This is a genomic window from Streptomyces spirodelae, from assembly GCF_017676385.1.
GTDB lineage: Bacteria > Actinomycetota > Actinomycetes > Streptomycetales > Streptomycetaceae > Streptomyces > Streptomyces spirodelae.
In genome coordinates this window covers 84,131-103,498 of sequence record NZ_JAFFZN010000022.1, presented here as the reverse complement: position 1 = coordinate 103,498, position 19,368 = coordinate 84,131, and the positions used below count along the sequence as shown (strand labels likewise).

The window sequence follows — 19,368 nt, the reverse complement described above, 5'->3', positions numbered from 1 at the left end:
GTGACACACGACGGCGGACAGGACGAGACCTCCCCGCACCCGGCGGGAGGCGCCACCGATCCGCAGAAGCTGCTGAGCCCCGTATTGTCCGCGCACTGGGACGAGCCCGACTCCTACACGCTGGCCGGCTACCGGCGGCACGGCGGCTACCGGGCGCTGGGCAAGGCGCTGGCCATGGACCCCGACGACCTGATCGCCTACGTCAAGGACGCGGGCCTGCGCGGCCGGGGCGGCGCCGGCTTCCCCACCGGGATGAAGTGGCAGTTCATCCCGCAGGGCGACGGCAAGCCGCACTATCTCGTCGTCAACGCCGACGAATCGGAGCCCGGCACCTGCAAGGACATCCCCCTCCTCTTCGCCAACCCGCACTCCCTCATCGAGGGCATCGTGATCGCCTGCCATGCGATCCGCTCCAGCCACGCCTTCATCTATCTGCGCGGCGAGGTCGTGCCCGTGCTGCGCCGCCTCCACCTGGCCGTGCGCGAGGCGTACGAGGCGGGCTACCTCGGGCCTGACGCGCTCGGGCCCGGCAAGGGCCTGGAGCTCACCGTGCACGCGGGCGCCGGCGCCTACATCTGCGGCGAGGAGACGGCGCTCCTCGACTCGCTCGAAGGACGCCGCGGCCAGCCCCGGCTGCGGCCGCCCTTCCCGGCCGTCGCCGGTCTGTACGCGTGCCCCACGGTGGTGAACAACGTCGAGTCCATCGCCTCGGTTCCCGCCCTCGTCGACAAGGGCAAGGACTGGTTCCGCTCGCTGGCCCTGGGCAGCGACAAGTCACCCGGCTTCACGCTCTACTCGCTCAGCGGCCACGTGGCACGCCCCGGCCAGTACGAGGCACCGCTGGGCATCACGCTGCGCCAGCTCCTCGACATGAGCGGCGGCATGCGGCCAGGACACCGGCTGAAGTTCTGGACCCCGGGGGGCTCCTCCACTCCGCTGCTCACCGACGAGCACCTGGACGTCCCCCTCGACTACGAAGGGGTCGGCAACGCCGGCTCCATGCTCGGCACCAAGGCTCTCCAGTGCTTCGACGAGACGACCTGTGTGGTGCGGGCCGTCACCCGCTGGACCGAGTTCTACGCGCACGAGTCCTGCGGCAAGTGCACCCCCTGCCGCGAGGGCACCTACTGGCTCGTCCAGCTGATGAGGGACATCGAGGCCGGGAAGGCGACCTCCGCCGACCTGGACAAGATCGCCGACATCGCCGACAACATCAACGGCAAGTCCTTCTGCGCACTCGGTGACGGCGCCGCGTCCCCGATCTTCTCCTCGCTCAAGTACTTCCGCGACGAGTACGAAGCCCATCTCGCGGGCCGCGGCTGTCCCTTCGACCCAGAGAAGTCCACCGCGTGGGCTGATGGACCCAACTCCGCTCACCTGGAGGTGAACGCGTGACCGTCACCACTGCTGGCACCTCCCAAGGAGGAGGGGAGGTTGCCCCGCCGCCCGAGGACCTGGTGTCGCTGACCATCGACGGCACCCAGATCTCCGTCCCCAAGGGCACGCTGGTCATCCGTGCGGCCGAGCAGCTCGGCATCGAGATCCCGCGCTTCTGCGACCACCCGCTGCTCGACCCGGCCGGTGCCTGCCGGCAGTGCATCGTCGAGGTGGAGGGCCAGCGCAAGCCGATGGCGTCCTGCACCATCCAGTGCACCGACGGCATGGTCGTCAAGACCCACCTCACCTCCCAGGTGGCGAGCAAGGCGCAGCGCGGCGTGATGGAGCTGCTGCTCATCAACCACCCGCTGGACTGCCCCGTCTGCGACAAGGGCGGCGAGTGCCCGCTGCAGAACCAGGCCATGTCGCACGGCGACGCCGAGTCCCGGTTCGAGGGCAGGAAGCGCACCTTCGCGAAGCCGGTCGCCGTCTCCACCCAGGTGCTGCTGGACCGGGAACGCTGTGTGCTGTGCGCGCGCTGCACCCGCTTCTCCAACCAGATCGCGGGCGACCCGATGATCGAGCTGCTGGAACGGGGTGCGCTGCAGCAGGTCGGCACCGGCGAGGACCAGCCCTTCCAGTCGTACTTCTCGGGCAACACCATCCAGATCTGCCCGGTCGGCGCGCTCACCTCGGCCGCCTACCGGTTCCGCTCCCGCCCCTTCGACCTGGTCTCCTCACCAGGCGTCTGCGAGCACTGCTCCGGTGGCTGCTCGCTCAGGCACGACCACCGGCGCGGCAAGGTGATGCGGCGGCTGGCCGAGAACGACCCCGAGGTCAACGAGGAGTGGCTGTGCGACAAGGGCCGCTTCGCGTTCCGCTACGCGCAGCGGCCCGACCGGCTGCACACCCCGCTGGTCCGCGGCGAGGACGGCGAGCTCGCCCCCGCGAGCTGGCCCGAGGCGCTGGAAGCCGCCGCGCGTGGCCTGGCCACGGCCCCCGGCCGGGCCGGGGTGCTGACCGGCGGCCGGGTCACCGTCGAGGACGCCTACGCGTACGCCAAGTTCGCACGGGTCGCGCTGCGCACCAACGACATCGACTTCCGTGCCCGGCAGCACTCGGCCGAGGAAGCCGACTTCCTCACCTCCCAGGTGGCGGGCCACGGCCGCGACCTGGACTCCACCGGAGTCACCTACGCGGCGGTGGAGGCCGCGCCCGCCGTACTGCTGGCCGGGCTCGAAGCCGAGGAGGAGGCGCCCGGCGTCTTCCTGCGGCTGCGCAAGGGCTGGCGCAACCACGGGCAGCGCACCTTCTCGTTGGCGAGCCACGCGACGCGCGGCCTGGAGAAGGCGGGCGGCACGCTGCTGCCCGCCGCGCCCGGCACCGAGACCGAGTGGCTGGACGCGCTCGCGGGCGGTGTCGGGCTGGACGAGACCGGTGCCGCGGCGGCCGAGGCGCTGCGCGGCGAGGGCTCGGTGATCCTGGTCGGCGAGCGGCTCGCCACCGTGCCGGGCGCGTTGACCGCTGCCGTACGGACCGCGACCGCGACCGGCGCCTCGCTGGTGTGGGTGCCGCGCCGCGCGGGCGAGCGGGGTGCCGTGGAGGCCGGCTGTCTGCCTGGGCTGCTGCCCGGGGCGCGGCCTGTGGCCAGTGCCGAGGCGCGTGCGGAGGTCGCCCGCGCCTGGGGCGTGGCCGAACTCCCGGCGCTGCCCGGGCGTGACACCTCCCAGATCATCGAGGCCGCCGCCGCGGGCGAGCTCGCCGCGCTGGTCGTCGGCGGGGTCGAGATCGACGACCTGCCGGACCCGGTCCGGGCGCGCGAGGCGCTGGCGGCCGTCGGCTTCCTGGTCAGCCTGGAGCTGAGGCCCGGCGCGGTGACCGAACTGGCCGATGTGGTCTTCCCCGTCTCGGCGGTGGCGGAGAAGTCCGGCACCTTCCTCAACTGGGAGGGCAGACTGCGGACGTTCGAGGCCGCGCTCAAGCCCGACCAGATGACACGCCGCCACGCCCAGCCCGACACCCGGGTGCTGCACATGCTGGCGGACGCGCTCGATGTGCACCTCGGGCTGCCCGACGTCCGTATGGTGCGCGGCGAGATCGACCGGCTGGGCCACGGCCGCGGCGGTTCCGGAACGGCCCCGGCCGTCCCGGCGGCGCGTACCGTGCCGCAGCCGGAGGCGGGCGAGGCGGTGCTGGCCGGGCACCGGCTGCTGCTCGACCTGGGCCGGCTCCAGGAGGGCGACGAGGCACTGGCCGGCACCCGGCACGCCGCGGTGGCGCGGCTGTCCGCCGCCACGGCGGGCGAGGCCGGCGTCAAGGACGGCGATGTGCTGGCCGTCGGCGGCCCCCGGGGCGAGGTGCGGCTGCCGCTCCAGGTGACCGAGATGCCCGACCGCGTCGTCTGGCTGCCTCTCCACTCGGTGGGCTCCGGCGTCCAGGCGGACACCGGCGCACTGCCCGGCGATGTGGTGCGGATCTCTCCCGCGACCGCGGCCGTCCAGGAAGACCCGCAGGAGGTGGGCGCATGAGCTCCGGAACGCTTGGCCTCGCCGCCGAGGACCTGTCGATGTTCGGCACGGACCCCTTCTGGCTGGTCGCGCTGAAGGCGGTCTTCTGCTTCGCGTTCCTGATGGTGACGGTGCTGATCTCCATCGTCTTCGAGCGGAAGATCGTCGGCTGGATGCAGCTGCGCGTCGGGCCCAACAGGCACGGCCCCTGGGGCATGCTCCAGTCGCTCGCCGACGGTGTGAAGCTGATGCTCAAGGAGGACATCACCGTCAAGGGCAGCGACAAGATCGTCTATCTGCTGGCCCCGGTGGTCGGCGCGGTGCCCGCCTTCATGGCGATCGCGGTCATCCCGTTCGGCCCCGCGGACAACGAGATCTCGATCTTCGGGCACCGTACGGCGATGCAGTTGACGGACATGCCCGTGGCCGTCCTCTACATCCTGGCCACGTCCTCCATCGCCGCCTACGGCGTGGTGCTGGCCGGCTGGTCGTCGGGTTCGACCTATCCGCTGCTGGGCGGGGTGCGGGCCACGGCGCAGATCGTCAGCTACGAGATCGCGATGGGCCTCAGCTTCGCCGCGGTCTTCCTCTACTCCGGCTCCATGTCCACCTCGACCATCGTCGGGGAACAGGCAGACGGCTGGTTCGCCTATCTGCTGCCGGTCTCCTTCCTGATCTACCTGGTCTCGATGGTCGGCGAGGCGCACCGGGCGCCCTTCGACATGCCGGAGTCCGAGGGCGATCTGGTCGCGGGCTTCCAGACCGAGTACAGCTCGATCAAGTTCGCGATGTTCATGCTGACCGAGTACATCCACGTGGTGACGGTCTCCGCGCTCGCGGTCACCCTCTTCCTGGGCGGCTGGCGCGCTCCGGCGCCGATCTCCACCTGGTGGGAGGGCGCCAACCACGGCTGGTGGCCGATGCTGTGGTTCGCCGCCAAGCTCGCAGTGATCATCTTCTTCTTCATCTGGATCCGCGGCACGCTGCCGCGTACCCGCTACGACCAGTTCATGAAGCTCGGCTGGAAGGTGCTCATCCCCATCGCGCTGGTGTGGCTGATGCTCGTGGCCACCGTCCGCGCCATGCGCAACGAGGGCTGGGACTACAGCGAGGTCGTCTACTGGGTCGCCGGGACCGCGCTGGTGCTGCTGCTGATCACCTTCGTCGTGGACTTCTTCCGCGGCGGCGAGGAGGAGGAAGAAGTACCGCCCGCGGAGCAGCAGTCGTTCGACCCGATGGCCGGCGGCTTCCCCGTACCGCCGCTGCCAGGGCAGACGCTGCCACCGGTGCCACGTCGGCCCTCGCGTGCCGACCGGGACCGGGAGCCGGTCGGCGCCCAGGCGGGCGGCGCGGCCACCGCTACTGACCCGACCACCGAGAGCAAGGGGGCTGACGGTGCCTGAGAACCCCGTGGCCGGCTTCGGCGTGACCTTCAAGGACATGTTCAAGAAGCGGCTGACCGAGCAGTACCCCGAGTACAAGAAGCCGACGGCCCCCCGCTTCCACGGCCGCCACCAGCTCAACCGCCATCCGGACGGGCTGGAGAAGTGTGTGGGCTGCGAGCTGTGCGCCTGGGCCTGTCCCGCCGACGCCATCTATGTGGAGGGCGCCGACAACACCGACGAGGAGCGCTACTCGCCCGGCGAGCGCTACGGCCGCGTCTACCAGATCAACTATCTGCGCTGCATCCTGTGCGGCCTGTGCGTCGAGGCGTGCCCCACCCGGGCGCTGACCATGACGAACGAGTACGAACTGGCCGACGACAGCCGCGAGTCCCTCATCTACACCAAGGAGGAACTGCTCGCGGGGCTGGAGGAGGGCATGGTCGACTCGCCGCACGCGATCTACCCCGGGATGACGGAGAAGGACTACTACCGGGGCCTGGTCACCGAGGCCGCACCCGGCACGGTGCGGCAGACGCCCACCGACACCGGGGCGCCGCAGAAGTCGGCCGACACCTTCGGCGCCGACGAACCGGCCGCCGCCGGGGACGCCACCTTCGAGGCGGCACCGCACGGCCGGATGACGCACGGCACCGTCACCGCCAGCGGGGAGGGTGAGCGATGAGCGGGCTCCCCGTACCGATGACCGAGCTGGCGGCAACGGCCACCTCCACCGGTGAGGCACTGCAGTTCTGGGTGCTGGGCACCATCGCGGTGCTGGGCGGGCTGGGCACCGTGCTGATGCGGCGAGCCGTGCACAGTGCGCTGTGCCTGGCCGGCACCATGATCATCCTGGCGCTGTTCTACCTCGCCAACGGCGCCTATTTCCTGGGCGTCGTCCAGATCGTCGTCTACACCGGCGCGGTCATGATGCTGTTCCTGTTCGTGCTGATGCTGGTCGGTGTCAGCGCGGCCGACTCCCTCAAGGAGACCCTCAAGGGCCAGCGCTGGCTGGCAGCCGGCTGCGGGCTCGGGCTCGGCATCCTGCTGATCGCCGGGATCGGCCAGGTCTCGGTGGGCAGCTTCAACGGCCTGGCGGCCGCCAATGCGCAGGGCAACGTTCCGGCGCTGGCCTCGCTGCTGTTCACCAAGTACGTGGTCGCCTTCGAGGTGGTCGGCGCGTTGCTGACCGTCGCCGCCGTCGGCGCCACACTGCTGACCCACCGCGAGCGCGTCGAGAAGAACAAGTCGCAGCGCGAGCAGGCCATCGAGCGGGTGCGCGGCGGCAAGCAGCTCCCGCCGCTGCCCGCGCCCGGCGTCTACGCCCGCCACAACGCGGTCGACCGTCCCGCGCTGCTGCCCGACGGCTCGCCCGCCGAGCTCAGCGTCAACCCCACGCTGCGCAGCCGCGGCCAGATCCGCGAGGTCAGCGCCGAACAGCTGGCCCGGCTGGCGGCCGTGGAGCAGCGCACGGCCGAGTACCACGGCCGGTCCGCCTATCCAGGACCCAAGGACCCCGGCGAACGCGCGCTGGAGCGGGCCGCGGCAGACCGTGCGGAAGAGCGTGACGACGACGCCACCGAGCGCGGGACCGAGCGCGAGGAGGAGGCCGCCAAGTGAGCCCGATCAACTACGTCTATCTGGCAGCGCTGCTGTTCACCATCGGCGCCGCCGGGGTGCTGATCCGGCGCAACGCCATCGTGGTGTTCATGTGCATCGAGCTGATGCTGAACGCCGCCAACCTCACGCTGGTCGCCTTCTCCCGGATGCACGGCAACCTCGACGGCCAGATCATGGCGTTCTTCGTCATGGTCGTCGCCGCCGCCGAGGTCGTGGTCGGTCTCGCGATCATCGTCATGCTCTACCGCGCCCGCCACTCGGCCTCGGTCGACGACGCCAGCCTGATGAAGCTGTAAGGGGTACGAACCAGTGGAGTCAATGATCGGACTGCTCGTCGGGGTGCCCCTGCTCGGTGCCGCCGTGCTGCTGTGCGGCGGCCGGCGCCTGGACCGTACGGGGCACTGGCTGGGCACGCTGCTGGCCGCGGTCTCCTTCGCGATCGGCGCGGCGCTGTTCGCCTCCATGCTGGGGGAGGACGCCGAGAGCCGGGCCATGCACAGCAAGCTGTTCTCCTGGGTGCCTGTGGAGGGCTTCCAGGCCGATGTCGCCTTCCAGCTCGACCAGTTGTCGATGACGTTCGTCCTGCTGATCACCGGCGTGGGCACGCTCATCCACCTCTACTCGGTCGGCTACATGGAGCACGACCCGGGCAGGCGGCGCTTCTTCGGCTATCTCAATCTGTTCCTCGCGGCGATGCTGCTGCTCGTCCTCGCCGACAACTACCTGCTTCTGTACGTCGGCTGGGAGGGCGTGGGTCTCGCCTCGTACCTGCTCATCGGCTTCTGGCAGCACAAGCCGACGGCGGCGACCGCGGCGAAGAAGGCGTTCATCGTCAACCGGGTCGGTGACGCGGGCCTGGCCATCGCCATCTTCCTGATGTTCACCACCTTCGGCACCTTCGCCTTCGCGCCCGTCCTCTCCTCGGCGGGCGACGCGAGCGAGGGCCAGCTGACGGCCATCGGGCTGATGCTGCTGCTGGCGGCCTGCGGCAAGTCGGCGCAGGTGCCGCTGCAGTCCTGGCTCGGCGACGCCATGGAGGGCCCGACCCCGGTCTCGGCCCTCATCCACGCGGCGACGATGGTGACAGCGGGCGTCTACCTGATCACCCGTTCCGGCGCCATCTTCAACGGGGCCCCGGACGCTCAGTTGGTCGTGGTGGTCGTCGGCGCAGTCACGCTGCTGTTCGGTGCGATCGTCGGTTGTGCCAAGGACGACATCAAGAAGGCCCTGGCGGGCTCGACCATGTCGCAGATCGGCTACATGATCCTGGCCGCCGGGCTCGGCCCGATCGGCTACGCCTTCGCGATCATGCACCTGGTCACCCACGGCTTCTTCAAGGCCGGGCTGTTCCTCGGTGCCGGCTCGGTGATGCACGGCATGAACGACGAGGTCGACATGCGCCGTTACGGCGGGCTGCGCAAGTACATGCCCGTCACCTTCGTCACGTTCGGACTCGGCTACCTGGCCATCATCGGCTTCCCCGGGCTGTCCGGATTCTTCTCCAAGGACCAGATCATCGAGGCGGCCTTCGCCAAGGGCGGAACCGAGGGCTGGATTCTGGGCGCTGTCACCCTGCTGGGCGCGGCGATCACCGCGTACTACATGACGCGGGTGATGCTGATGACCTTCTTCGGCGAGGAGCGCTGGCGCCAGGCGCCCACCCCCTCACCGGCCGAGCCGGACGTGGAGCCGGCCGCCGAGACGCGGGGCGAGCACGCTGAACCGCATCCGCACGAGTCCCCGAAGGTCATGACGATCCCGATGATCGTGCTGGCCTTCGGTTCCGTCTTCGCGGGCGGCATCTTCAAGGCGGGCGACTCCTTCGTCAACTGGCTGGAGCCGGTGACCGCCTTCGAGCACGGGCACTCCCCGGTCTCGGCCACCACCGTGACGGCCGCGACCGTCGTCTCGCTGGTCATCGGCGTGGGAGCCGCCTGGTTCCAGTACGGGCGCAAGCCGGTGCCCGTGGTCGCACCGCGCGGCAACCTGCTCACCAGGGCGGCCCGCCGCGACCTGCTCCAGGACGACTTCAACCACGTGGTGCTGGTCAGCGGCGGTACGCATCTGACCCGCAGCCTGGTCTACGTCGACCACAAGGTCGTCGACGGCGCCGTCAACGGAACCGCCGCCACCTTCGGTGGTCTGTCCGGGCGGCTGCGGCGGCTCCAGAACGGTTTCGCCCGCTCCTACGCGGTCTCGATGTTCGGCGGCGCGGCAGTGCTGATCGCCGCGACCCTGCTGATGAGGGCGGTCTGAGATATGTCTTTTCCTCTGCTGACGGTCACGGCAGCGCTGCCCGCCGTCGGGGCGGTGGCCACCGCCGCCGTGCCCGCGGCCAAGCGCACCGCCGCCAAGTGGCTGGCGCTGGTCTTCTCGCTGGCCACGCTGGTGCTGGCCGCCGTGGTGCTGGCCCGCTTCGACCCGGACGGCGCCCGCTACCAACTGACCGAGTCACACGCCTGGATCTCCGACTTCGGGGTCCGCTACGAACTGGGCGTCGACGGGATCGGCGCGGCGCTGATGGCGCTGACGGCGCTGCTGATCCCGTTCGTGATCGGCGCCGGCTGGCACGACGCCGATCAGGTCGAGGGCGAGCCCACCCACCGCAGGTGGCGGCCCACCCAGGGGTTCTTCGCGCTGATCCTCGCGGTCGAGGCGATGGTGCTGGTCTCCTTCGCCGCCACCGACGTCTTCCTCTTCTACATCTTCTTCGAGGCCATGCTCATCCCGATGTACTTCCTCATCGGCGGCTTCGGGGACCGGGCGCACGCGGCCGGTGAGGAAGAGGGCGCCAAGCAGCGGTCGTACGCGGCGGTGAAGTTCCTGCTCTACAACCTGGCCGGCGGGCTGATCATGCTGGCCGCCGTCATCGGGCTGTTCGTCGTCAGCTCCGACAGTCTGGGCGAGGGCACCTTCTCGCTGCCCGAGCTGCTCAGGGCCCGCGCCAACGGCGATCTGACGATGTCGACCAGCACCGAGCGGCTGCTGTTCCTCGGCTTCTTCGTCGCCTTCGCCATCAAGGCCCCGCTGTGGCCCCTGCACACCTGGCTGCCCAACGCCATGGGCGAGGCGACCGCGCCGGTCGCTGTGCTCATCACGGCGGTCGTCGACAAGGTCGGCACCTTCGCGATGCTCCGCTTCTGCCTGGGCCTCTTCCCGAACGCCAGCTCCTGGGCCACTCCGGTGGTCATCGGCCTGGCGCTGGTGAGCGTCTTGTACGGCGCGCTGCTGGCCGTGGGCCAGCGGGACATCAAGCGGCTGGTGGCGTACGCCTCGATCTCGCACTTCGGCTTCATCATCCTGGGCGTCTTCGCGATGACCAGCCAGGGCCAGAGCGGCGCCACGCTGTACATGGTCTTCCACGGCATCTCGACAGCGGCGCTGATGCTGGTGGCCGGCTTCCTGATCTCCCGCCGGGGCTCGCGTCTGATCGCGGACTACGGCGGGGTGCAGAAGGTCGCCCCCGTGCTGGCCGGCACCTTCCTGGTGGGCGGCCTGGCGACGCTCTCGCTGCCGGGGCTCGCACCGTTCGTCAGCGAGTTCCTGGTGCTGGTCGGTACGTACAGCCGCTACCCGGTCGCGGGGATCATCGCCACCGCGGGCATCATCCTGGCCGCGCTGTACGTGCTGGTGCTCTACCAGCGCACCATGACGGGCCCGGTGCGCAAGCCGGAGATCGAGGGGATGCCGGATCTGAAGGTGCGGGAGCTGGCCGTGGTGGCGCCGCTGGTGGCGCTGCTGCTCTTCCTCGGCGTCTTCCCCAAGCCGCTCAGCGAGATCGTGAACCCCGCGGTGGAGCACACCCTTTCGGACGTACAGAAGAAGGACCCCAAGCCGCAGCATCCCGTCGCCGACCACAACAAGTGGTTCGACTACAAGCCGGCTGGACACGGCGGAGGTGACCACGAGTGACCGGAGTGACCGGTATGACCCAGGTGGCGTCGGCAGGCGGCACGTCCGACGCTGTCCCCAGCCTGTGGACAATCGCGGCAGCGGGCGACAAGCTCCAGGCCCCCAGCATCGAGTACGGCAAGCTCTCCCCGGTGCTGATCGTCCTGGGCGCGGCCGCGGTCGGCGTCCTCATCGACGCGTTCGCACCGCGCAAGGCCCGCTACAGCGCCCAGCTGTTCGTCGCGCTGGCCGGGCTGGCCGCCGCTTTCGCCGCCGTGATCGGGCTGGCGGCCAGCGGCGCGGGCACCACCAAGGCGCAGATCGCCGGCATGGGAGCGCTCGCCGTCGACGGGCCGACGCTCTTCCTGCAGGGCACCCTGCTGCTGGTGGGCATCGTGGGCGTCTTCACCTTCGCGGAGCGCAGGCTGGAGCCGGCCGGGCGCGGCGGCCGCGTGGACTCCTTCGCCGCGCAGCCCGCAGCGGTGCCGGGCGGCGAGGGCGAGCAGCAGGCCGTCAAGGCGGGCTGGACGACCACCGAGGTCTTCCCGCTGCTGCTGTTCGCGGTCGGCGGCATGCTGCTCTTCCCCGCGGCCAACGACCTGCTGACCCTCTTCATCGCACTGGAGGTCTTCTCCCTCCCGCTGTATCTGCTGTGCGCGCTGGCCCGCCGCAGGCGGCTGCTCTCCCAGGAGGCGGCGGTCAAGTACTTCCTGCTGGGCGCCTTCTCCTCGGCGTTCCTGCTGTTCGGCACCGCGCTGCTGTACGGCTACGCGGGTACGGTCAACTACTCGGCCATCGCCCGGGTGATCTCGGGTGCCGACGCCGTCAGCGACCCGGTGCTGGCCGACACCACGGGCAACGACGCGCTGCTGCTGATCGGCGGCGCGCTGGTGGTGATGGGGCTGCTCTTCAAGGTCGGTGCCGTCCCCTTCCACATGTGGACCCCGGACGTGTACCAGGGCGCGCCAACGCCGGTGACCGGCTTCATGGCGGCGGCGACCAAGGTGGCGGCCTTCGGCGCGCTGCTGCGGCTGCTGTACGTGGTGCTGCCGGGACTGCGCTGGGACTGGCGGCCCGTGATGTGGGGCGTGGCGATCCTGACGATGCTCGGGGGCGCCATCGTGGCCATCACGCAGACGGACATCAAGCGGCTGCTGGCCTACTCCTCCATCGCGCACGCGGGCTTCCTGCTCGCGGGTGTCATCGCCACCTCCGAGGACGGCATCTCCTCCGTCCTGTTCTATCTGGCCGCCTACTCGTTCGTGACGCTGGGCGCCTTCGCGGTGGTCACGCTGGTGCGGGACGCGGGGGGCGAGGCGACGCATCTGTCCAAGTGGGCGGGGCTGGGGCGGCGTTCCCCGCTACTCGCCGCCGTATTCGCTGTCTTCTTGCTGGCGTTCGCGGGTATTCCTCTCACGTCCGGTTTCGCGGGGAAGTTCGCGGTGTTCAAGGCGGCGGCCGAGGGCGGAGCGGGCGCGCTGGTCGTGGTGGGTGTGATCGCCTCGGCCATCGCGGCCTTCTTCTACCTGCGGGTCATCGTCCTGATGTTCTTCAGCGAGCCGCAGGCCGACGGGCCGAGCGTGGCCGTGCCGAGCGTCATGACGACCTCGGCCATCGCGCTGGGCGTGGTGGTCACGGTCGTGCTCGGTGTGGCACCGCAGTACTTCCTGGATCTGGCGGGGCAAGCGGGGGTGTTCGTACGGTGACGAGGAGAGTGACCATGCAACGGCCCCGGCCGGCCCGCCGTTCCGCGTCGTAGGTGTCGGTCGTCATGACTCCGGGACGCCGCCAGAGGCCCCTGACCGGGCCTCTGGCGGCCTCTTGTGAGGTATCGGTGACAACAAGTGCGCTGAAACGGTAGGAATTTCTGGCATGGGTTGTGTGATTCTCCGCCGTGAGAACGGCGGTTACGAGGGGAAGCAGGGCGGGATCTTCACCGAGGGGGTCTCGGCCGAGTCGGTGGGTGCCAAGGGGCTGTGTCTGCACGTCCTGCACATCCCGGCGAACTCCCGTGGAGAGCCCCATCTGCACGCGGGCCACGAATCGGCGATATACGTCGTCAGTGGCGCGCACGAGATCTGGCACGGGGAGGACCTCTCGAACCGCGACACCCTCCATCCGGGCGACATGGTCTACGTACCGGCGAACATGCCGCACATGCCGGTCACCGGCGAGGAGCCCGTCACCGTCGTGGTGGCCCGCACCGACCCCCGCGAACAGGAGTCGGTGCACCTGCTCTCGCCGCGCGATCCCTGAAGAGAGCTCAGTTCGCCGGGTACTCGCGCACCTTGCCGGGTTCCTCGGTGATCTTCTTCAGCTTGTCCGGGAGGCCGGGCACGTCACCCAGTTCGCCGGGGTCCTTGGGCAGCTTCGCCGGGGCCTTGGCGACCTTGGCGTAGGTGTCGGTGGCGCCGCCGTTCCAGGAGACCTCGAGCGACTTGGCCGTCACTTTCTCGACGGTGCCGTTGGTGCGGTCCTCGCCGGCGCCGCCGGGGCACTTGATGACGAGTGACTTCTCGGCGCCGGAGCTCATGACCCGGCCGTTGCACATCTTCTTGTCCCGGAGCAGGGAGACGGCGTCCCCGACGACGGTCAGCGTCAGCTTGCCGCCGTCCGCCTGCGTGGACCACACGCCGGGCAGCTCCGCCTTGCCCGCGGGCTGCTCGCTCGGGGTCGGGGTGGGCTCGGCGGACTTCTCACTGTCCGCCTTGGGCTTGTCGTCCTTGCCGCCGTCGCCGCCGCTGCCGCAGCCGCCCACCAGGAACGTGATCGCCGCCGCCGCGGCCATTGCCCCCGAAATCCGCGCTGACGTGCGCACTTCCCCTCCTCGATCGTCGAACCCTGGCCGTTTGAGCAGGGTCACGACAACCTAGCAGGGGAGTGTGGCGAGCCGGTCCCAGGCAGGTGCCGGGACGGTCAGAAGGGGTCCTTCGCGGTGGGCCAGTCCGAGGGGGAGTCCGGCTTCTTCCGCTCGGGCAGCCCGTCGTACTTGTGCAGCTGTGTGGTCCGGCCGTTGCTCCAGGAGACGGACATGTTCTCGCCGGACGCGCTCTCCACCGTTCCGTGGCTGTAGCTCTTCTTGCCTTCGGTGCAGGTCAGGTCGATGGTCTTGCCGTGCAGGCTGCCTTCGCAGCGACCCGGGATGAACATGTCGACGCTCTTGTCCGAGCTGATCCGGAAGGCGACCGAGTCCCCTTCGGCATCGGGCGCCGTGGCCCAGGAGCCTGTCATCGAGGAGGGGCCAACGGGGCCGCCCCCGCCGGAGCCGCTTCCGTCGGAGCCGCCGCTGTCCTTGCCGGTGGGCGGCCCGTCGCCGCCGGGCTCGTCGTCCAGGTCGGGCCGCTTGTCCCCCGGGTCGGGGACCTCGACGCCGCTCCCGCCGCCGTCCCCGCCGCCGTCACTGCCGCAGCCGCCCACCAGCAGCGCGATTGCCGCTGCTGTGGCGACCGCCCCCGGAATCCGCGCTGACGTGCGCACGTACATCCCCCTCCGTCGCTCTCCCGGCCCCTGCCGTACGGACCAGCAGGGCCACGTCAAGCTAGCAAGGAGGGGGCAGGTCATACGGGGCGTACAGGGGCGAACCGGGCGCAGGTTGGCGCTGGGTGCGAAGTGCCGTCGGGGCTGTCCACAGGCCCGGCCACCGATGTCGGCGGAGCAGCCTAGGGTGGCGGGCATGCTTCAGGAGAGCGCCGAGGGATCCGGCGGGGCGTCCGAGTCGGCGACGCTGCGTGTACTGCGCAGGGTCTTCGGCTACGACGCGTTCCGCGGACAGCAGGAAGCCGCCATCGAACACGTCACGCGCGGCGGCGACGCGGTCGTGCTGATGCCGACCGGCGGCGGAAAGTCGCTGTGCTACCAGATCCCGGCGCTGGTCAGACCGGGTACCGGCGTGGTGATCTCGCCACTCATCGCACTGATGCAGGACCAGGTGGACGCGCTGCGGGCGCTCGGCGTACGCGCGGGGTTCATCAACTCCACCCTCGACTTCGACCAGCGCCGCGTGGCGGAGGCCGAGTTCCTGGCCGGCGAGCTCGATCTGCTCTACATCGCCCCCGAGCGGCTGCGCCTGGAGGCGACGACGGCCCTGCTGGAGCGCGGCAAGGTGTCGGTCTTCGCCATCGACGAGGCGCACTGCGTCGCCCAATGGGGTCACGACTTCCGGCCCGACTACCTGAATCTGTCGATGCTCGGCGAGCGCTGGCCCGAAGTGCCGCGTATCGCGCTGACGGCCACCGCCACCCGCGCGACCCATCGGGAGATCGTCCAGCGGCTCGGCCTGACGGGGGCGCGCGACTTCGTCGCCAGCTTCGACCGGCCCAACATCCAGTACCGCATCGTCCCCAAACGCGACCCGAGGAAACAGCTGCTGCGCTTTCTCAAGGAGGAGCACCAGGGCGACGCCGGCATCGTCTACTGCCTGTCGCGGAACGCGGTCGAGCGCACCGCCGAGTTCCTGTGCGCCAACGGCATCGAAGCGGTGCCCTACCACGCAGGGCTGGACGCCGGTACCCGTGCCGCGCACCAGTCGCGCTTTCTGCGTGAGGAGGGCCTGGTCGTGGTGGCCACCATCGCCTTCGGCATGGGCATCGACAAGCCGGACGTACGCTTCGTCGCCCACCTGGACCTGCCCAAGTCCGTCGAGGGCTACTACCAGGAGACCGGCCGCGCCGGACGGGACGGTCTGCCCTCGACGGCCTGGCTCGCCTACGGCCTCCAGGACGTGGTCCAGCAGCGCAAGCTGATCGAGAACGGCGAGGGCGACCCGGCCTTCCAGCGCCGGGCCCGGATGCACCTGGACGCCATGCTCTCGCTGTGCGAGACCGTCCGCTGCCGGCGCGGCCAGCTGCTCGCCTACTTCGGCCAGGAGCCGGCGGAGGGAGCCGCCGGGACCTCGTGCGGCAACTGCGACACCTGCCTCACCCCGCCTCAGGCGTGGGACGGCACGGTCCCCGCGCAGAAGGTGCTCTCCACCGTCGTGCGGCTCAAGCGGGAGCGCGGCCAGAAGTTCGGCTCGGGCCAGATCGTGGACATCCTGCTGGGCCGCAAGACGGCCAAGGTCATCCAGTTCGACCACGACGCGCTGTCCGTCTTCGGCATCGGCACCGAGCTGGGCGAGGCCGAATGGCGCAGCGTCATTCGCCAGTTGATCGCCCAAGGGCTGCTGGAGATCGAGGGCGAGCACGGCACGCTCGTCCTCACCGACACCAGCGCCACGGTGCTGCGCGGCGAGCGGGAGGTGCCACTGCGCAAGGACCCGGCTCCGGTGAAGGCGCCCCGCCAGACCGCTGCCGCGGGCTCCCGCGGCGCGAAGAGCGCGGCCCCGGTGGACCTGCCGGCGGAGGCCCAGCCGCTCTTCGAGGCGCTGCGGACGTGGCGCACCGAGCAGGCCCGCGAACAGGGTGTGCCGCCGTACTTCGTCTTCCACGATGCGACCCTCCGCGAGATTGCGCTTCAGCGCCCCGCCACCTTGGAAGAGCTGAGCGCCATCCCAGGCGTCGGCGAGAAGAAGCTCTCCAATTACGGGGAGGGAGTGCTGGCCGCTCTCGCGGGGTGAACCCTCGGGAGGGACGCGCCCCGTCAGGGGCGCGGGGAACTGCGCGAGCAACCACAAGCCGGGCAGCAGTCCGCGATGCGCAGCAAGGGGCACCCCCTCCCCGGAGGGCACTTACGCGCTCGGTTCCACCCGGCCCCGTACCTCGCCCATCCCGATCCGGCCCCCGCCAGGCCCCGGCGCCCAAGCGCTGAGGACGACTTCGTCACCGTCTTCGAGGAAGGCACGCTCCCCCTCGGGGAGCGCCAGCGGTTCGCGCCCACCCCAGGTGAGCTCCAGCAGCGAGCCGCGCTGCTTGTGCTCGGGGCCGCTCACGGTCCCGGACGCGTACAGATCACCCGTACGCAGCGAAGCGCCGTTCACCGTCATATGGGCGAGCTGCTGCGCCGCCGTCCAGTACATGGTGGCGAACGGGGGCTCGGCGATGACGTGCCCGTTCAGCTCCACGGTGATGCGCAGATCGAGCCCGCCGGGTTCGACCTGCTCGGCCGAGTCGTCCAGATACGGCAGCAGCGGGAAGTCGCGCTCCGGCGGCGCCACCCGCGCGGCGTCCAATGCATCCAGCGGGGTGATCCACGGCGATACGGAAGTGGCGAACGACTTGCCCAGGAAGGGGCCGAGCGGGACGTACTCCCACGCCTGGAGGTCACGCGCCGACCAGTCGTTCAGCAGCGTCACCCCGAACACATGGTCGCGGAATCCGTCCAGCCCCACCGGGCGGCCCAGCTCGCTCGGGGCGCCGACGACGAAGCCGACCTCGGCCTCGATGTCGAGCCGCCGGGAGGGACCGAAGACGGGCAGCGGCTCGTTCGGGGGCTTGCGCTGACCCTGGGGGCGCACCACGGGTGTGCCGGAGACGACGACGGTGCCCGCGCGCCCGTGGTAACCGATCGGCAGATGTTTCCAGTTGGGGGTCAGCGCGTCCCCGTCGGGGCGGAAGATCCGGCCGACGTTGGTTGCGTGGTGCTCGCTTGCGTAGAAGTCGACGTAGTCGGCGACCTCGAAGGGAAGGTGCAGTTGGACGCCGGACAGCGGCAGCAGATGGCGTGCCGCGGTCTCGCGGTGCGCTTCGTCGGTGAGCCAGTCGCGCACCTCGCCGCGCACCGCCTGCCAGACGGCGCGTCCGGCGGCCAGCAGCGGGTTGAGCGAGGGCGCTCCCAGCACATCGGCGTGGGCTGAGCCGAAGGCGGCGGCGGCCGCGCCCAGGTCGAGCACGTCGTCACCGAACCGGACGCCGAGCCGGCGGTGGCCGGGCCGGTCCGGCGTGCTGAAGAGGCCGTACGGAAGGTTGTCCGGGCCGAAAAGGGCACTGTCACTCATGAGGGTCAGGTTATGTGCCGTGAGCCTGTCGTGGGCCTGCCACGGCTGCTCATTTGCGCCTTTGGAGCCGCCCGCGTTCCCGCGCTCGGTTCCGCTTCCGTTTCCGCGCTCGGAGCCGCTGGTGGAGCCGTACGCGGACGGCACAGGGGACGGCAGTGCGCGACCTGTCCGCTATCCGGAAAATACCGGCATGGTGCGCCAAGCGTGGTCTGCTGGGCAGGCGCCGACCGTGATCGTTATGTGACCGGTTACGCTGCCACAGGAAGGTGCACCCGGGAGACGGGTGACATCCGGCCAGAACGAACCGAAGCAGACACCAGCAGCAGTACCAGCAGCAGTCCGGTACGAACACCAGCGGACCGCAGCAGACAGCAGCAGACGCAAGCGCAGACGCCGAGAAGACCCGTTACCCGTTCGTTCCACGTACGCAGACAGGAGTACCCCTCGTGACCGTCGTCGGGCCCTTCGGGCTGAGCGTGCGGGACAAGGCCGTCGAAGCCGATGTCCTGGCCGGGTTGGCGGCCGTCGAGGAGGGCCTCATCGAGGCCACCAAGAGCGACGTGCCCTTCATAACGGAGGCGGCGCAGCACCTGGTGCGGGCCGGTGGTAAACGGTTCCGGCCGCTGTTGGCGATGCTCGGCGCCCAGTTCGGCGACCCGCACGCGCCCGGGGTCGTGCCCTCCGCGGTGGTCGTCGAACTGACACACCTCGCCACGCTCTACCACGACGACGTGATGGACGAGGCGGATGTGCGCCGCGGGGTGCCCAGCGCCAACGCCAACTGGGACAACTCCGTCGCCGTCCTCACCGGTGACTTCCTCTTCTCGCGTGCCTCGCACATACTGGCCGACCTCGGCCCGGAGGCCGTCCGTATCCAGGCGCAGGCATTCGAACGGCTCGTGACCGGACAGATCTTGGAGACGGCCGGGCCCGCCGAGGGCCACGACGCCATCGACCACTACCTCGAGGTGATCGCGGGCAAGACCGGCTCGCTGATCGCCGTCGCCGGCCGCTTCGGAGCCATGATGTCCGGCGCCGACGAGCGGACCGTCTCGGTGCTCACCCAGTACGGCGAGCGCATCGGTGTCGCCTTCCAGCTCGCCGACGACGTTCTCGACATCGCCAGCGACGAACACGAGTCCGGCAAGACGCCCGGTACCGACCTGCGGGAGGGCATCGCGACCCTGCCCGTGCTCTACCTGCGCGCCCGTGCGGCGAGCCGGGACGCGACCCCCGAGGACCGCGAACTGTGTGCGCTGCTCGACGGGGACCTGGGCGACGACGGGCGGCTCACCGAGGCGCTGGCCGCGCTGCGGGTCCACCCAGCGCTGGAGCAGGCCCGCCGCGCGACCGTGCGGTACGCCGACGAGGCCCGCGAGATGCTCGCGCCGCTGCCCGACAACGCCGCCAAGGCCGCGCTGGCCGGGCTGTGCACCGCCGTGGTGGACCGGGCGGGCTGACCGCGACCGCCTTCCGCGGTCCTCCGCGGCCTTTCGTGGTCTTCCGCCGGTCTTTGCCAGCCTTCCGCTGCCTCTCCCGCGGCCCTCTGCTGCTTTGCGCCGCCTTCCGCAACCGTTGGCTGCCTTCCGTGGTCCTCCGCTCTCTTCCGCTGTCTTCGGCTGCCGAACTGCGGCGGCATCGCGGTGAGATGAACCCTGACCTTTCTCGCTCCGTGCCAACCCGCAGGCGGAGGCCCTGTCATCCCGCGGGAGTAGCCGAA

The 19,368-nt window shown here is 70.4% G+C and carries 15 protein-coding genes; 12 read left to right on the top strand and 3 right to left on the bottom strand.

Going from position 1 to position 19,368, the window contains the following annotated elements:
• The 10 genes from nuoF (at position 1) to JW592_RS22635 (ending at position 13,033) form a co-directional block, all read left to right on the top strand.
• Positions 1-1,395: an NADH-quinone oxidoreductase subunit NuoF gene (gene nuoF / locus JW592_RS22680; RefSeq protein ID WP_209267075.1), complete on the top strand. Its 1,395-nt coding sequence runs from the start codon at positions 1-3 to the stop codon at positions 1,393-1,395.
• Entirely contained in the window at positions 1,392-3,905 is a 2,514-nt protein-coding gene (locus JW592_RS22675) for an NADH-quinone oxidoreductase subunit G (protein ID WP_209267035.1), read from the top strand. Before nuoF ends, JW592_RS22675 begins: the two co-directional genes overlap by 4 nt.
• Positions 3,902-5,287, top strand: a complete 1,386-nt coding sequence (gene nuoH / locus JW592_RS22670) for an NADH-quinone oxidoreductase subunit NuoH (protein ID WP_209267034.1) — start codon at positions 3,902-3,904, stop codon at positions 5,285-5,287. The genes JW592_RS22675 and nuoH overlap by 4 nt, the downstream gene beginning before the upstream one ends.
• 37 nt (positions 5,288-5,324) lie before the next feature.
• Entirely contained in the window at positions 5,325-5,951 is a 627-nt protein-coding gene (nuoI, locus tag JW592_RS22665) for an NADH-quinone oxidoreductase subunit NuoI (protein WP_229376625.1), read from the top strand.
• Positions 5,952-5,968: 17 nt separating this feature from the next.
• Positions 5,969-6,886 (top strand): NADH-quinone oxidoreductase subunit J, encoded by a 918-nt coding sequence (locus JW592_RS22660; protein ID WP_209267074.1) that lies wholly within the window; start codon positions 5,969-5,971, stop codon positions 6,884-6,886.
• Complete coding sequence (gene nuoK, locus JW592_RS22655; protein WP_019354175.1) at positions 6,883-7,182, top strand: NADH-quinone oxidoreductase subunit NuoK; 300 nt, start codon at positions 6,883-6,885, stop codon at positions 7,180-7,182. Before JW592_RS22660 ends, nuoK begins: the two co-directional genes overlap by 4 nt.
• A 13-nt stretch (positions 7,183-7,195) precedes the next feature.
• Positions 7,196-9,142, top strand: coding sequence for an NADH-quinone oxidoreductase subunit L (gene nuoL, locus JW592_RS22650; protein WP_209267032.1), 1,947 nt, complete (start codon positions 7,196-7,198; stop codon positions 9,140-9,142).
• A gap of 3 nt (positions 9,143-9,145) precedes the next feature.
• Positions 9,146-10,798 (top strand): NADH-quinone oxidoreductase subunit M, encoded by a 1,653-nt coding sequence (locus JW592_RS22645; protein WP_209267031.1) that lies wholly within the window; start codon positions 9,146-9,148, stop codon positions 10,796-10,798.
• Positions 10,799-10,812: 14 nt separating this feature from the next.
• Complete coding sequence (gene nuoN, locus JW592_RS22640) at positions 10,813-12,483, top strand: NADH-quinone oxidoreductase subunit NuoN (protein ID WP_209267073.1); 1,671 nt, start codon at positions 10,813-10,815, stop codon at positions 12,481-12,483.
• Positions 12,484-12,649: 166 nt separating this feature from the next.
• A complete protein-coding gene (locus JW592_RS22635; protein ID WP_099883419.1) occupies positions 12,650-13,033 on the top strand; it encodes a cupin domain-containing protein in 384 nt (127 codons plus the stop codon).
• Between the two features lie 7 nt (positions 13,034-13,040).
• Here the strand turns inward: JW592_RS22635 and JW592_RS22630 are convergent, their stop codons facing one another.
• Together JW592_RS22630 and JW592_RS22625 are read right to left on the bottom strand one after the other, a co-directional pair.
• A complete protein-coding gene (locus JW592_RS22630; protein WP_209267030.1) occupies positions 13,041-13,595 on the bottom strand; it encodes a hypothetical protein in 555 nt (184 codons plus the stop codon).
• Positions 13,596-13,693: 98 nt separating this feature from the next.
• Positions 13,694-14,254: a hypothetical protein gene (locus JW592_RS22625; RefSeq protein WP_209267029.1), complete on the bottom strand. Its 561-nt coding sequence runs from the start codon at positions 14,252-14,254 to the stop codon at positions 13,694-13,696.
• 196 nt (positions 14,255-14,450) lie between these two features.
• Between JW592_RS22625 and recQ the strand changes: the two genes are divergently transcribed.
• Positions 14,451-16,331, top strand: a complete 1,881-nt coding sequence (recQ, locus tag JW592_RS22620; RefSeq protein WP_209267028.1) for a DNA helicase RecQ — start codon at positions 14,451-14,453, stop codon at positions 16,329-16,331.
• 111 nt (positions 16,332-16,442) lie between these two features.
• Here the strand turns inward: recQ and fahA are convergent, their stop codons facing one another.
• Positions 16,443-17,648, bottom strand: a complete 1,206-nt coding sequence (gene fahA, locus JW592_RS22615; protein WP_209267027.1) for a fumarylacetoacetase — start codon at positions 17,646-17,648, stop codon at positions 16,443-16,445.
• Positions 17,649-18,094: 446 nt separating this feature from the next.
• Between fahA and JW592_RS22610 the strand changes: the two genes are divergently transcribed.
• A complete protein-coding gene (locus tag JW592_RS22610; RefSeq protein WP_209267026.1) occupies positions 18,095-19,108 on the top strand; it encodes a polyprenyl synthetase family protein in 1,014 nt (337 codons plus the stop codon).
• Positions 19,109-19,368: the final 260 nt, after the last annotated feature.